Genomic DNA, 12,586 nt, shown 5'->3' on the forward strand with positions numbered 1-12,586 from the left:
ACCCGATGCGCCGGCCGCAGCTCCTCGAGCCGCGACCGAAAGATCCCCACCCTCTCCGGTCCAGCTCGATACCTACGCCGGCGCAGGATCGAGAACCTCTGAACCTGCCGCAAGGACTGTTGACGCATCGGCCACGCGTCGCGCGCCGGTGCACCCAGAGCTTCAGCGCCGCCAGCATGATTTTCCAGATCAATCAGGTCTGAGCCCTGATAAAGCTCGAGCTGGGGGCAGGTTTCGGCTCCGCAATGCCCGCGCTCAGATCCTGAAGACCGCCTTGTGATAGGCGGTCGGGTCGGCGGCCAGAGTTTCAAAGACCTCAGGTGCTTCCTCCAATGCGAAGAAGCTTGCGATCTTCGGGTAGCCGATCCGGCCGGATGCAATGAGTTCGAGCGCCTCGGGGAAGCAATCGACCGAGGCGCGCGAACCGACGATCGTCACTTCCTTGCGCGTGAAGTCGAGGCCCGGAAAGCGGACCTCCTGGCCCTTGCGGACGAGGCCGAGGATGACGATGCGCCCGCCCGACGCGACGAGCTCGATCGTCTGCTCCATCGCGGGCGGCGCGCCCGTCGCCTCCATGACCACCGGCATGCCTTCGCCCGCCGTGATCTCCATGACGCGATCGAGCAGGCCTTCGCCCCCGGCGATCGGGATGGCGCCGAACTGCGCGGCGGTGGCGAGCCGCTCCTGCGACAGATCGGTCGCGTAGACCTTGGCTCCGCGCGCACGGGCGACCTCGATAATGGCGAGACCGATCGGCCCGGCGCCGAGCACCAGAACCGTGTCGGCGGCCGTGACCTCGCCGCGCCGGCAGCCCTGCACGCCGATAGCCACCGGCTCGGCGAAGACCGCCTCGAACGGGCTCAGGGTCTGCGGGACCGGAACGATGTTGCCGGTCGGGACGACGACATAATCGGCAAAGCCGCCCTCGCGATGGATGCCGACGATGGAGAGGCTGGCGCAGCAATTGCGCTTGCCGATCCGGCAGGGGTAGCAGCTGCCGCAGCCGACGAAGGGGTCCACCACGACGCTGCTGCCGATCTCCGGCCCTGAGGCTTGCGGCCAAGAGACTTGCGGTCCGTAGCCGGCGACTTCGCCGGCGATCTCGTGACAGCCGATCCGCGGATAGGACACGTAAGGATTCTTGCCGGTGTGGATGTAGAGGTCCCCGGCGCAGACCCCCGCGGCTCGGACCCTGACCAGGACTTCGCCGAGACCGGGCTCCGGCCGGGGCAGTTCGGTGAGAAGCAGGTCCTTGGGAGCATTGAAGATCGCGGCACGCATCGGCGTCAGTCCATTTTAGGCGAGATGGCATCTTGCGAGGGATCGCGGGGCGGTGATATCCCCTAGCACAAAGAATACTCATCATACCATCATATAAGATGCGCAGAGGGCCACGATGGTCAGTGAACGACAAGGAGGGAGCGCGACTCCGCAGGCCGACGGCGGTAACCGGCTGACGGCGGAGCTGGCGCGGCGTGCCTACAATATCCGCCGGCACGCGCTGCGCATGGGCGAGGTCCAGGGCCAGGGCTATGTCGCGCAGGCGCTCGGCTTCGCCGATGTGCTCGCCGTGCTGTACTTCCAGGCGCTGCGCTACAATCCAGCCGATCCGCATTGGGAGGAGCGGGACCGCTGCCTGCTCTCGATCGGGCATTATGCGATCGCGCTCTATGCCGCGCTGATCGAGGCCGGCGTCCTGCCGGAGACCGAAATCGAGAGCTACGGTTCCGACGACAGCCGCCTGCCGATGTCCGGAATGGCTAGCTACACGCCGGGCATGGAAATCTCCGGCGGCTCGCTCGGCCAGGGCCTGCCCATTGCGGTCGGCGTCTGCCTCGGGCTGAAGCGCAAGGCCTCGCGCTCCTTCGTCTACAACCTGCTCTCCGATGGCGAGCTCAACGAAGGCTCGACCTGGGAGGCCGCCCAGTCGGCCAGCCACTGGCAGCTCGACAATCTGATCGCGGTGGTCGACGTCAACAACCAGCAGGCGGACGGGCCGTCCTCGCAGGTGATGTCATTCGAGCCGCTGGAGGCGCGCTGGCAGAGCTTCGGCTGGCATGTCGCGCGTGTCGACGGCAACGACCTCGCCGCCCTGTCGGAGGCCTTCGATTCGGCGCGCAACCTTCAGGAACCGAAGCCGCGCGTGATCATCTGCGACACCAGGATGGGGCGCGGTGTGCCTTTCCTCGAAGGGCGCGAGAAGGCGCACTTTATTCGCGTCGACCCGGATGAATGGGCGCTGGCGCTCGAGCAGCTGCGCCTGGAGGCCTGAGAGATGAGCACGCAAACCGCCAAGGCCGGCACGGCCAAGTCCGACACCACTAAGTCCGACACCACCAAGCCCAGGCTGAAGACCTCCGCGATGATCGCCTCGATTGCCGGGGCCGACCAGCGCACCAGGTCCGCGCCCTTCGGCCACGCGCTGGTCGAACTGGCGAAGAAGCGGCCGGAGATCGTCGGGCTCACTGCCGATCTCGGCAAATACACCGACCTGCATATCTTCGCGCAAGCCTATCCCGAGCGCTTCTACCAGATGGGCATGGCCGAGCAGGTGCTGATGGCCGCAGCCGGCGGCATGGCGCGCGAGGGCTGCATACCCTTCGCCACCACCTATGCGGTGTTCGCGGCGCGGCGCGCCTATGACTTCATCTGCCTGTCGATCGCCGAGGAGAATCTGCCGGTTAAGATCGTCTGCGCCCTGCCCGGCCTGACGACCGGCTACGGGCCGAGCCATCAGGCGACGGAGGATTTGGCGATCTTCCGGGGCATGCCGAACCTGACGATCGTCGACCCCTGCGATGCTATCGACATCGAGCAGGCGGTGCCGACGATCGCCGACCATCCCGGTCCCGTCTATATGCGCCTGCTGCGCGGCCAGGTGCCGGTCGTGCTGGACGAGTACGATTACCGCTTCGAGCTTGGCAAGGCGAAGCTGCTGCGCGACGGTGGCGAGGTGTTGATCATCTCCAGCGGTCTGATGACGATGCGGGCGCTGGAGGCGGCGAAGCGGCTGGAACGCGACAGGATCGGCGTCGCCGTGCTGCACTCCCCGACGATCAAGCCGCTCGACACCGAAACGATCCTGCGCGAGGCCGGTCGCGGCGGACGGCTGGTGGTGGTGGCCGAAAACCACTCGGTCATCGGCGGTCTCGGCGAAGCGGTGGCCGGCACGCTGCTGCGCGCCGGCGTGACGCCACCCTTCCGGCAGATCGCGCTACCGGACGCCTTCCTTGATGCCGGCGCCCTGCCGACCCTGCATGATCGCTACGGTATCTCGACTGAACAGGTGGTCGCGCAGATCAAGGGCTGGCTATGAGCCTGCAGATCAAGGTGCCGGCGACGCTGGCCGACCTCGCCGAGGCGGCGCGGATCAACCGCATCGACACGATGGACATGTTCGCCGCCGCCGGAAACGGCCATTACGGCAGCTGCTTCTCCTGTGCCGAGATCGTCACCGCGCTCTATTTCAACGTGATGCGGCTCGATCCGGCGCGGCCCGATTGGCCGGAGCGCGACCGCTTCGTCCTGGGCAAGGGCCATGCCGCGCCGACGCTGTATTCCGCCCTGATCCGGCGCGGCTACATGCCGGAACACTGGATCCACGAATTCGAGGCCAAGGTCGGCGTCAAGCTGATGACCCATCCATCGCGGCGCTACCAGCCCGGCGTCGATGCCTCCGGCGGGGCGCTCGGGCACGGGCTTTCGATCGGCGTCGGCATGGCGCTAGCCGGCAAGATCGATCGCCGGGACTATCGCAGCTTTGTCCTGCTCGGCGATGGCGAGATCCAGGAAGGCTCGGTCTGGGAGGCCTTCGCCTCGGCGGCGAAGTACCGGCTCGGCCATCTCGTGGCGATCATCGACGCGAACGGCCTCTCGGTCGACGGCACGCTCGATGAGGTCATGCCGATGGAGCCTCTCGCCGACAAGCTCTCCGCTTTCGGCTGGGAGGTCGTCGAATGCGACGGGCACGATCTCGCGGCCTTGCTGCGCGTGCTCGATATCGGGCATGACCGCGTCGATGCCGCTCCGCGCGCGATCATCGCGCGCACCGTCAAGGGGCGCGGCGTCTCCTTCATGGAGAATGTCCGGCGTTGGCATGCCGATGTGCTGACGCCGGACGAGGACCGGCTGGCACGTGCCGAACTGACGAGGCCTTTGTCATGACATCCGCAGAGATCCAGGCCCGCAGCGCCGCCTTGCGCGCTTTCTATCCGATGCGGGTAATCCGCGAGCAGTTCGGCCGCAGCATGATCGCGCTCGCCGAGCAGCGCGGGGATCTCGTCGCGCTCACCGCCGACCTGATGTACGCGACCGGCATGGCGCCGTTCGGCGAACGCTTCCCCGAGCGGCTGATCAACCTCGGCATTGCTGAGCAGAACATGACAGGGGTCGCCGCCGGTTTGGCCTCCTGCGGCAAGCTCGCGGTGGTCTGCGGCTATGCTGCCTTCACCAGCTTGCGCGCGATCGAGCAGGCCAAGGTCGACTGCGCCTATAACGAGGTCAAGGTCATCCTCTGCGGGCTCAGCGCCGGGCTCTCCTACGGTGTCGGCGGGCCGACCCACCAGACCTTCGAGGATGTCGCGATCATGCGCGCCATTCCGAACATGACGGTCGTGGTCCCGTCCGACACGATCGAGCTCGACCAAGCCCTGCAGGCGGCCGCGGCGCGGCCGGGCGATGCGCCGATCTATCTCAGGATCGGGCGCGGGCCGGAGCATGCCTTCAACGATACGGCCGCCCCGTTCGAGATCGGCCGGGCGCGCAAGTTGCGCGAGGGCCGGGACATCAGCCTGATCGCCAATGGCCCAATGGTCGTCGAGGCGCTGATCGCCGCCGACATCCTGGCCGAGCACGGCATCGGCGCCAGCGTGCTGAACATGCACACGGTCAAGCCGATCGATCGCGAGGCGGTCCTCTCGGAAGCTGCCAATGTGCGCGGCATGATCGTGGTCGAAGAGCACAACATCCATGGCGGGCTCGGCTCTGCCGTGCTCGAAGTGCTGCGCGGCGGCCATGGCTTCCCGGTCGAGCTGATCGGCATCGAGGACATCTATCCGCCGATCGGGCCGACTTTCGCGCTACGCGAGTCGCTCGGCCTCTGCGCCAGCGCGATCGTCGCGCGAGCGATGGCGATGCCGCGCCGGAACTAGCGCCGCTCCCGCGCTTCTGCGAGGCGCGGGAATCCTACCCTCTGCGCTTACCTAGCCCGTCGTCGGGAGGCGCGGATGCACGCTCACGCGCGGCTGATGGAACAGGCGCGGCTGCTCTTCGGAGGTCCGGGCCTCAACGGAGAATTGTGCCGCCAGCTGGCGGCAATCCGAACCTGTCGAGACCGAAACGACCTACCGCGCCGGCGGCAGCCGACGCGGTCTGGGGATCGGGCCGGCCGGGGGCTCAGCCCTTGGCGCTGTAGGGCAGCCAGGTGGCGACCGCCGGCACGAAGATGATCAGCAAGGTCACCGCGAGCAGCGCCACGATAAAGGGGAAAGCGGCCTTGCTGCCCTCGAGCAGGTTGGTCTTGGCGATGCCGCAGGTGACGAACAGGCTGGCGCCGACCGGCGGCGTGATCAGACCGATGGCGAGCCCGAGCACCGTGACGATGCCGAACTGCACGGGGTCGATCTGCAGGCTCTTCACCAGCGGCCAGAGCACCGGCACGAGGATGATGATGTTGGCGCCGAGATCGAGCAGCATGCCGGCGATGAGATAGACGCAGAGGATCAGGATCAGCACCAGATAGGGATTGGTCGTGAGTTCCATGATCAGCTGCGCCGCAGCCTGCGGGATCTGCTCGCGGGTGACGATCAGCCCGTAGAGCGAAGCGGCCGCGATCATCAGCATGACGATGCCGGTCGTGATCGCGGTGTCATGGATGATGCCCGGCACGTCCGACCATGTCAGCGTCTTGTAGACATACATGCCGACGAAGAGCGCGTAGAGCACGGCGACGACCGAGGCTTCGGTCGGGGTGGCGATGCCGTAGCGGATCGAGCCGATGATCACGAGCGGCATGATCAGGCCCCAGACGCTGGCGCGCGTCGCCCGGCCGATATGGGCGAGGCTCGGCCGGGGGCCGCGCTGGTAGCCGCGGCGCACCGCGAAGATCCAGGAGGTGAACATCAGCGCCAGCGCCATGAGCAGGCCGGGGATGACGCCGGCGATGAAGAGGTCTCCGACCGAGACCCCGGTGACGACCGCGAAGATGATCATCGGGATCGAGGGCGGAATCATCACTGCGATGGTCGAGGCGGCGGCGGTGACGGCGGCGGTGAAGGGCCGGTCATAGCCCTTGGCGATCATCGGCGGGATCAGAGCACCGCCGGTCGAGGACGCCTCGGCCACGGCCGAGCCGGTCATGCCGCCCATCAGCGTGCCGGCGGCGATGTTGGCATGGGCGAGCCCGCCGCGCAGCCAGCCGACCAGGCTGTCGGCGAAGTCGACGATGTCGCGCGCGATGCCGCTGCGGCCCATCAGATGGCCGGAGAGCAGGAAGAAGGGCACGGCGAGCAGGACGAAGGAGTCCATCGAGGCCGTCATCTTCTGGATGATCAGCGTCGCCGGCATGCCGCCATAGAGCAGCGCGGCAAGCGAGGCCAAGGCCAGGGCGAAGGAGACTGGGACATTGAGGACGAGAAGGACGGCGAAGCCGACGAGCAGGACGGTGGCCATGGCGCCTCAGAGCTCCGAGAGCTGAGCGGGGACGGGAGCCCGGTTGGCCGCCAGCCAGCCGAAGACGATGTCGAGGGCGATCAACGCCGCCATGGCGCTATAGCCGGAGTAGACGAGGCTCATCGGGATCTCGAGGACAGCCGAGGGCTGGCCGTGGGTGATGGAGACGATCGTGAAGCTCGACCAGAGCGTGTAGAGGCAGAAGCCGAGCACGAGCACTTCGACGAGGCGGCCGACGGCGGCGCTCAGCGCGGGGGCGTCGAGATAGTTCACCGCATCGAGGGCGATATGGGCGCGGTGCTTCCAGGCCACCCAGGCCGAGAGATAGCCGATCCAGATGAAGAGGTAGCGCGCGAGTTCCTCGGACCAGATCAGCGGATCGCCGAAGACATAGCGCCAGACGACCTGGGCGGTGCAGGTCAGCGTCATCGCCACGAACAGCAGCACGAGAAGAGCCAGCACCGTCTGCTGCGCCCACGACCAGATCCGAAAAACCATCTTCATCCGCCCCAGAAAGCAAATGGCCCCGGCGTGCTGTCGCCGGGGCCCGGTCAGTCGCTCAGTTGGCCGCGTCGCGGATCTTCTTGAGGAGGGCGGGGTCGATGTTCTTTTGGGTGGTGGCAATCTCGGCCGTCGCCGCCTGGAACGGGGCGATGTCGATGGTCTCGACGATCATGCCCTTGGCCTTGAGCTGCTCGAGCTGCTCCTTTTCGAGCCGGGCCGAGGTCTGGCGCTGATAGGCGGTGGCCTCCGCCATCGCCTCGGTGAATGCCTTCTGCTGATCCGGCGTCAGCTTCGCCCAGGCGCTCTTGCCCATCATCGCGACATGCGGGCCGTAAACATGGCCGGTCAGCGTCAGGTACTTCTGCACCTCCCAGAGCGAGTTGGTGTAGATGATCGTCACCGGGTTTTCCTGCGCGTCGATGACGCCCTGGCCGAGGCTGGTGAAGACCTCGCCCCAGGCCATCGGGATCGGCGCGGCGCCGACCTGCTTGAAGGCGGCGATGTGCACCGGGTTCTGCATGGTGCGCAGCTTCACGCCCTTGAGGTCGTCGGGAGCCTTGATCGACTTCTTGCTGGTCAGGTGGCGCCAGCCATTTTCCCACCAGCCGAGGCCGACGATGTTCTTGGCGCCCATGCGCTTCAGGAGATCCTGGCCGACCTCGCCATCGAGCACCTTGTAGACATGCTCGTTGTTCTTGAAGACGAAAGGCAGGTCGAGCACGCCGATCTGCGGCACGAAGGCGAGCAGGGGGCCGGTCGAGACGACGGCCATGTCGACCGTGCCGAGCTGCAGGCCTTCGACCATTTCGCGCTCTTCGCCGAGCTGGCGATCCGGATAGACCTCGACCTTGACCTTGCCGCCGGTCTTGGCCGCGACGAGCTCGGCGAATTTCTGCAGGCCGAAATGGGTCGGGTGGCCGGTCTGGGCGCCGTGCCCGGCCTTGATCACGGTCTGGGCGTTGGCCGCACTGGCGAGAGCCAGGCCGACGGCGGCGGAAATCAGCAATGCAAGGCGCTTCATGGTGATCCTCCCCATGTTCTTTTGAGTTCGATTCTTGGCTGTGATCGGCGAGCGAGGGCTCAGGTGATCCGGCGAACGCTCTCGCGGATCTCCTCCGGCTCGAACAGGCGCTTCCAGTCCGGCTTCAGGATGGTGTCCTTGCCGAAGACGATCGCCTTGTTGCAGGCGTCGGAGAACACGCCCTGGACCTCCTCGAAGGTCACCGCGGCGAGGATGTTCATGTGACCGAGCAGGAAGTCGCGCGCCGCTTCGCGCGGCACGCCGCGGGCGATCGCCTCCTCCATCGCCTCGCGCATCGCGTCGAGCAGCGTGGCGCAGACGGTCTCGGAAAGGCCGGGCTCGAGGATCGCCATCTGCTCGGTGGTGATGCGATGCGAGCGCATCACCGGCGCCCAGATCGTCCGCGCCACCTCCTCGCCGAGCGCATAATGCGCTTCCGGCCCCTGCATCAGCGCGTTGACGATGTGCTGCTTGGCGGCGATGCCGCCGAAATGGTCGGCCTTGGCCGCCGGGTCAGTCTCGTCGTTGAAGATCGGCGGATGGCAGGGATGGGTGATGAAATAGGAGATGTCGGCCCGCTCCGGCAAATGGCCGGCATGGGGCGCGGCGGCATCGAGGATGACGACGATCGTGCCCGAGGCGAGCTTCGGCAGCAGCTCCTTGGCGACCGCGCCGACATGGGTGTCGGGGACCGCGAGGATCACGACCTCGGCACCGATGATCGCCTGCTCGGCCGGCACGCAATCGACGCCGTAAGCGTCCTTGACGCGCTGCTGACCGCCCGGGCTGACCTCGACATGGCGGGTCTCGAAGCGCGAGCCGGCGAGGTTGCGGCCGAGACGCATCCCCATTTTTCCGCCGGCGCCGAAGAGCGCAACCGTGGTCATTCTTCACTCCCTTGGCATGGATCCGGACGAGCGAACCTCTTGAGTTCGGTCATTCCCATAGAGCCGCGTCGATTGTCAATCTGGTATGATGACTGTATGACATTCTCATTGTCGAAATCATCGGAGAGTGCGGCGTGGGCAGCCTGCATCGGATCGAAGCGGACTATTGGTTCGAGACGCCGGGCGATCCGCGCCGGACCGCGGAGGTGATGGCGGGCGAGCAATCGAGCGGCACTTTCGTTGCGGTTCCTGGCGAGACGCCCGAGTTGACGGCGCGCGCGGCGGCGAGGGTCGAACGGCTCGAACTGCTCGACCATGCGAAGGCCCCGTCGCTGCCGTCGGTCGATCCGGGCGCACCGCCTGTACCGGGCGGTTATCACCGGGCAAGGCTGACCTTGTCCTGGCCGCTTGAGACGACGGGGCCGTCGCTGCCCAATCTGCTCGCCACCGTCGCCGGCAACCTGTTCGAGCTGCGACAGGTCAGCGGTTTGAGGCTGACCGATATCCGGCTGCCGGCCGCCTTCGCCGCGGCCTATGCCGGGCCGAAATTCGGCGTCGCCGGCACGCGTCGTCTCGCCGGCGTCCCGGACGGCCCGTTGATCGGGACGATCGTCAAGCCGAGTGTCGGCTTCGGCCCGGAAGAGACCGCGGATCTGGTCGCGACGCTGGCAGGCGCCGGCATCGACTTCATCAAGGACGACGAGCTGCAGTCGGACGGTCCGCTTTGCCCGTTCGAGGCGCGGGTGGACGCGGTGATGCGTGTGATCGAGGCCGAGGCCGACAGGCGCGGCCGCAAGGCGATGTTCGCCTTCAATATCACCGGTGACCTCGACCAGATGAGGCGCCGCCACGACCATGTGCTGAAGCGCGGCGGCACTTGCGTGATGGCGAGCCTGAATTCCGTCGGCCTCGTCGGCATGATCGAGCTCGGTCGTTTCACGCAGCTGCCCATCCATGCCCATCGCAATGGCTGGGGCTACCTGTCCCGCAGTCCGCAGCTCGGCTTCGACTACCGGGCCTGGCATAAGATCTGGCGGCTCGCCGGCGCCGACCACATGCATGTCAACGGCATCGCCAACAAGTTCAGCGAGCCCGATGCGAGCGTCATCGCCTCGGCAAGGGCCTGCCGCGAGCCCTTGTTCGAGACCAGGGCCGACGCGATCATGCCGGTGTTCTCCTCCGGCCAGACCGCGCTCCAGGCCCCGGCGACCTTCGCGGCGCTGGGCTCCACCGACCTGATCTACGCAGCGGGCGGCGGCATCCTCGCCCATCCCGACAGGCCCGCCGGTGGTGTCGCCGCTTTACGCGAGGCCTGGGAGGCAGCGATGACGCGGACGCCTCTGCCGATCTACGCAGAGACGCATCCGATGCTGGCGCGGGCCCTGGAGCGCTTCGGATGAACGGCCTGCCCGACGGGCCTCTGCTGGCCTACTACGGTGACGACTTCACCGGCTCCGCGGCGGTCATGGAGGTGATGAGCTTCGCTGGGCTCGACTCGGTTCTGTTCCTCGACCTGCCCTCGCCGGAGCGTCTCGCCGCCTTCTCCGACCGGCGCTGCATCGGCATCGCCGGCATCGCCCGCGCGCGCCCGCCCGAATGGATGGATGCGCGGCTGCCGCCGATCTTCGCGGCTCTCGGTCGCGTCCATGCGCCGCTGGTCCACTACAAGACCTGCTCGACCTTCGATTCCGCGCCTCACATCGGCTCGATCGGCAGGGCCATCGAGCTCGCCCATGCTGCGATACCGGGCGCTTATGTGCCGCTGATCGTCGGCGCTCCGGCGATCGCGCGCTATCAGGCTTTCGGAAACCTGTTCGCGGGCGCGGATGGCGCGGTCCACCGGCTCGACCGTCATCCCACCATGGCGCGCCATCCGGTCACGCCGATGGGAGAAGCGGACATACCCCGCCATCTCGCCGCGCAGACCCGCATGCCGATCCGGTTGATCGATTTCATCGCGCTGCATCGCTGCGAGGGGGCAGATCGGCTGGCGGCGATGCTGCAGGAGGCCGCGCCCATCGTCGCGCTCGACGTGCTCGACGAGGCCAGCCTCGCCGCCGCCGGCCGGCTGGTCTGGGAGATGCGCAATCAAGGCCGCTTCGTCGCCGGCTCGCAGGGCGTCGAATATGCACTGGTGGCGCATTGGCGTGCCCAGGGCTGGATCGAGCGCGACCCCGCGCCACGGCGGGTGCCCGCGCTCGAGCGGATCGCCGTCGTCTCCGGCTCCTGTTCGCCGGTGACCGCCGGCCAGATCGCCCATGCGAGCGCGCACGGCTTTGCGGCGATCGCGCTCGATGCGACACGCGCGGTCGATGCCGCCGCCTGGCAGGCCGAGACCGGCCGGGTGACCGAGGAAGCGATGCGCAAGCTCGGCGAGGGCGCGTCGCCGCTCGTCTATACCGCGCAAGGGCCGGACGACCCCGCCGTCACGGCGCTGGGCGCGGCCTGCGAAAGTGCCGGGCGCTCGACCTCGGAGATCAATGACCGGATCGGTGCCGGGCTTGGCCGGGTGTTGGCCGGCATTGTCGATGCGGGCGGGCCGAGGCGCGCCCTGATCGCAGGCGGCGACACCTCGGGCCATGCCACGCTTGAGCTCGGCGTGGACGCGCTTTCGGCGATCGCGGCGATCGCGCCGGGCTCGCCCCTGTGCCGCGCCTATGCCGCCGATCCGCAGCGCGACGGGCTTGAACTTGCGCTGAAAGGCGGGCAGATCGGCGGAGCCGACTATTTCAGCGCCGTTCGCAATGGCGGTCCGAGATGAGAACCGACCAACAGGCTGCCGCCGTGACTCCCGAGCCGATCCCGCGCCGCAAACTCTCGCATGAGGTGCTCGACCGTTTGCTGGCGCGCATCAACGCCGGCGAATTCGCGCCAGGTGCGCAACTCCCCTCCGAACGCGAGTTGATGGACAGCTACAAGGTTGGCCGTCCGGCGATCCGCGAGGCGCTGCAGCAGCTCGAGCGCTCCGGCATCGTCGAGATCAGCCATGGCGAGCGCGCCCGCGTGGTGCTGCCGACGGCCGAAGCCATCGTCAGCCAGATGAGCAATGCGGCGCGCTACCTTCTCAGCGTCGAGCCGGGCACGCTCAGCCAACTCAAGGAAGTCCGGCTCTTCCTGGAGGCGGGTCTCGCGCGGATGGCGGCCGAACGGGCCGATGCCGCCGGGATCGCGCTATTGGCACAACGTCTCGAAGAGCACCGGCAAGCGGATCTCGACGACTTCCTGGCGAGGGACGTCGCCTTCCACCGCCAGATCGCCGCGATGAGCGGCAATCCGATCTTCAGCGCCGCGCTGGACGGCATGCTGAACTGGCTCAGCGCCTATTACCGCACGCTGCTGCGCGCCATCGGGCGGGAGAACACGACCCTTCAGGAGCATCAGCGCATCTTCGACGCCATCGCGGCGGGCGACGGCGATGCCGCGGCCCAGGCGATGGCCGACCATCTGAACCGCGCCAACGACCTCTATCGTACTGGAAACGCGGACGCTGGAGCGCCCTGATCTC

Annotated in this window: 13 protein-coding genes; 8 read left to right on the top strand and 5 right to left on the bottom strand. The window is 67.4% G+C overall.

Translation table 11 applies throughout. From position 1 onward, the window contains the following. Nucleotides 1-203, top strand: a 203-nt coding sequence (locus DK26_RS29535) for a hypothetical protein (RefSeq protein WP_210179294.1), incomplete at its 5' end; no start/stop codon positions are given. A gap of 52 nt (nucleotides 204-255) precedes the next feature. On the opposite strand, the gene DK26_RS27995 is transcribed toward DK26_RS29535, so the two are convergent. Then, nucleotides 256-1,281, bottom strand: coding sequence for a zinc-binding dehydrogenase (locus tag DK26_RS27995; protein ID WP_066480099.1), 1,026 nt, complete (start codon nucleotides 1,279-1,281; stop codon nucleotides 256-258). Between the two features lie 115 nt (nucleotides 1,282-1,396). Here DK26_RS27995 and DK26_RS28000 point away from each other — a divergent pair, with 115 nt between their 5' ends. The 4 genes from DK26_RS28000 (at nucleotide 1,397) to DK26_RS28015 (ending at nucleotide 5,150) form a co-directional block, all read left to right on the top strand. Beyond that, entirely contained in the window at nucleotides 1,397-2,272 is an 876-nt protein-coding gene (locus DK26_RS28000) for a transketolase (RefSeq protein WP_083533663.1), read from the top strand. Nucleotides 2,273-2,362: 90 nt separating this feature from the next. After that, a complete protein-coding gene (locus DK26_RS28005) occupies nucleotides 2,363-3,316 on the top strand; it encodes a transketolase family protein (RefSeq protein WP_248310134.1) in 954 nt (317 codons plus the stop codon). Beyond that, nucleotides 3,313-4,164: a transketolase gene (locus tag DK26_RS28010; protein ID WP_066480103.1), complete on the top strand. Its 852-nt coding sequence runs from the start codon at nucleotides 3,313-3,315 to the stop codon at nucleotides 4,162-4,164. The genes DK26_RS28005 and DK26_RS28010 overlap by 4 nt, the downstream gene beginning before the upstream one ends. Beyond that, complete coding sequence (locus tag DK26_RS28015; protein ID WP_066480105.1) at nucleotides 4,161-5,150, top strand: transketolase C-terminal domain-containing protein; 990 nt, start codon at nucleotides 4,161-4,163, stop codon at nucleotides 5,148-5,150. The genes DK26_RS28010 and DK26_RS28015 overlap by 4 nt, the downstream gene beginning before the upstream one ends. Before the next feature lie 244 nt (nucleotides 5,151-5,394). On the opposite strand, the gene DK26_RS28020 is transcribed toward DK26_RS28015, so the two are convergent. From DK26_RS28020 to DK26_RS28035, 4 genes are all read right to left on the bottom strand, one after another. Continuing rightward, nucleotides 5,395-6,669, bottom strand: coding sequence for a TRAP transporter large permease (locus tag DK26_RS28020; RefSeq protein WP_066480107.1), 1,275 nt, complete (start codon nucleotides 6,667-6,669; stop codon nucleotides 5,395-5,397). A 6-nt stretch (nucleotides 6,670-6,675) separates the two neighbouring features. Beyond that, nucleotides 6,676-7,167 (bottom strand): TRAP transporter small permease, encoded by a 492-nt coding sequence (locus DK26_RS28025; RefSeq protein WP_066480192.1) that lies wholly within the window; start codon nucleotides 7,165-7,167, stop codon nucleotides 6,676-6,678. 61 nt (nucleotides 7,168-7,228) lie between these two features. Further along, nucleotides 7,229-8,194 carry a TRAP transporter substrate-binding protein gene (locus DK26_RS28030; protein ID WP_248310132.1) on the bottom strand — a complete coding sequence of 322 codons (966 nt, stop codon included), beginning with the start codon at nucleotides 8,192-8,194 and terminating at the stop codon, nucleotides 7,229-7,231. Between the two features lie 59 nt (nucleotides 8,195-8,253). After that, nucleotides 8,254-9,081 carry a phosphogluconate dehydrogenase C-terminal domain-containing protein gene (locus tag DK26_RS28035; RefSeq protein ID WP_066480111.1) on the bottom strand — a complete coding sequence of 276 codons (828 nt, stop codon included), beginning with the start codon at nucleotides 9,079-9,081 and terminating at the stop codon, nucleotides 8,254-8,256. A 134-nt stretch (nucleotides 9,082-9,215) separates the two neighbouring features. Here DK26_RS28035 and DK26_RS28040 point away from each other — a divergent pair, with 134 nt between their 5' ends. The 3 genes from DK26_RS28040 to nanR are packed head-to-tail and all read left to right on the top strand — an operon-like array spanning nucleotide 9,216 to nucleotide 12,582. Beyond that, on the top strand, nucleotides 9,216-10,481 hold the full coding sequence (locus DK26_RS28040; RefSeq protein ID WP_066480112.1) for a ribulose-bisphosphate carboxylase large subunit family protein: 1,266 nt from the start codon (nucleotides 9,216-9,218) through the stop codon (nucleotides 10,479-10,481). Then, entirely contained in the window at nucleotides 10,478-11,842 is a 1,365-nt protein-coding gene (locus DK26_RS28045) for a four-carbon acid sugar kinase family protein (protein ID WP_066480117.1), read from the top strand. Before DK26_RS28040 ends, DK26_RS28045 begins: the two co-directional genes overlap by 4 nt. Next, nucleotides 11,839-12,582 carry a transcriptional regulator NanR gene (gene nanR / locus DK26_RS28050; RefSeq protein WP_066480120.1) on the top strand — a complete coding sequence of 248 codons (744 nt, stop codon included), beginning with the start codon at nucleotides 11,839-11,841 and terminating at the stop codon, nucleotides 12,580-12,582. The genes DK26_RS28045 and nanR overlap by 4 nt, the downstream gene beginning before the upstream one ends. The last annotated feature ends 4 nt before the right edge of the window (nucleotides 12,583-12,586 follow it).

It is taken from the genome of Allobosea sp. WAO (assembly GCF_001509835.1).
Lineage (GTDB): Bacteria > Pseudomonadota > Alphaproteobacteria > Rhizobiales > Beijerinckiaceae > Allobosea.

Bases quoted from the DNA above. Each gene is read 5' to 3' on its own strand.
- nanR (WP_066480120.1), top strand. From the start codon at position 11,839: ATGAGAACCGACCAACAGGCTGCCGCCGTGACTCCCGAGCCGATCCCG.
- DK26_RS28020 (WP_066480107.1), bottom strand. From the start codon at position 6,669: ATGGCCACCGTCCTGCTCGTCGGCTTCGCCGTCCTTCTCGTCCTCAAT.
- DK26_RS28045 (WP_066480117.1), top strand. From the start codon at position 10,478: ATGAACGGCCTGCCCGACGGGCCTCTGCTGGCCTACTACGGTGACGAC.
- DK26_RS28015 (WP_066480105.1), top strand. From the start codon at position 4,161: ATGACATCCGCAGAGATCCAGGCCCGCAGCGCCGCCTTGCGCGCTTTC.
- DK26_RS28035 (WP_066480111.1), bottom strand. From the start codon at position 9,081: ATGACCACGGTTGCGCTCTTCGGCGCCGGCGGAAAAATGGGGATGCGT.
- DK26_RS28025 (WP_066480192.1), bottom strand. From the start codon at position 7,167: ATGGTTTTTCGGATCTGGTCGTGGGCGCAGCAGACGGTGCTGGCTCTT.
- DK26_RS28005 (WP_248310134.1), top strand. From the start codon at position 2,363: ATGATCGCCTCGATTGCCGGGGCCGACCAGCGCACCAGGTCCGCGCCC.
- DK26_RS28030 (WP_248310132.1), bottom strand. From the start codon at position 8,194: ATGAAGCGCCTTGCATTGCTGATTTCCGCCGCCGTCGGCCTGGCTCTC.
- DK26_RS28010 (WP_066480103.1), top strand. From the start codon at position 3,313: ATGAGCCTGCAGATCAAGGTGCCGGCGACGCTGGCCGACCTCGCCGAG.
- DK26_RS27995 (WP_066480099.1), bottom strand. From the start codon at position 1,281: ATGCGTGCCGCGATCTTCAATGCTCCCAAGGACCTGCTTCTCACCGAA.
- DK26_RS28000 (WP_083533663.1), top strand. From the start codon at position 1,397: ATGGTCAGTGAACGACAAGGAGGGAGCGCGACTCCGCAGGCCGACGGC.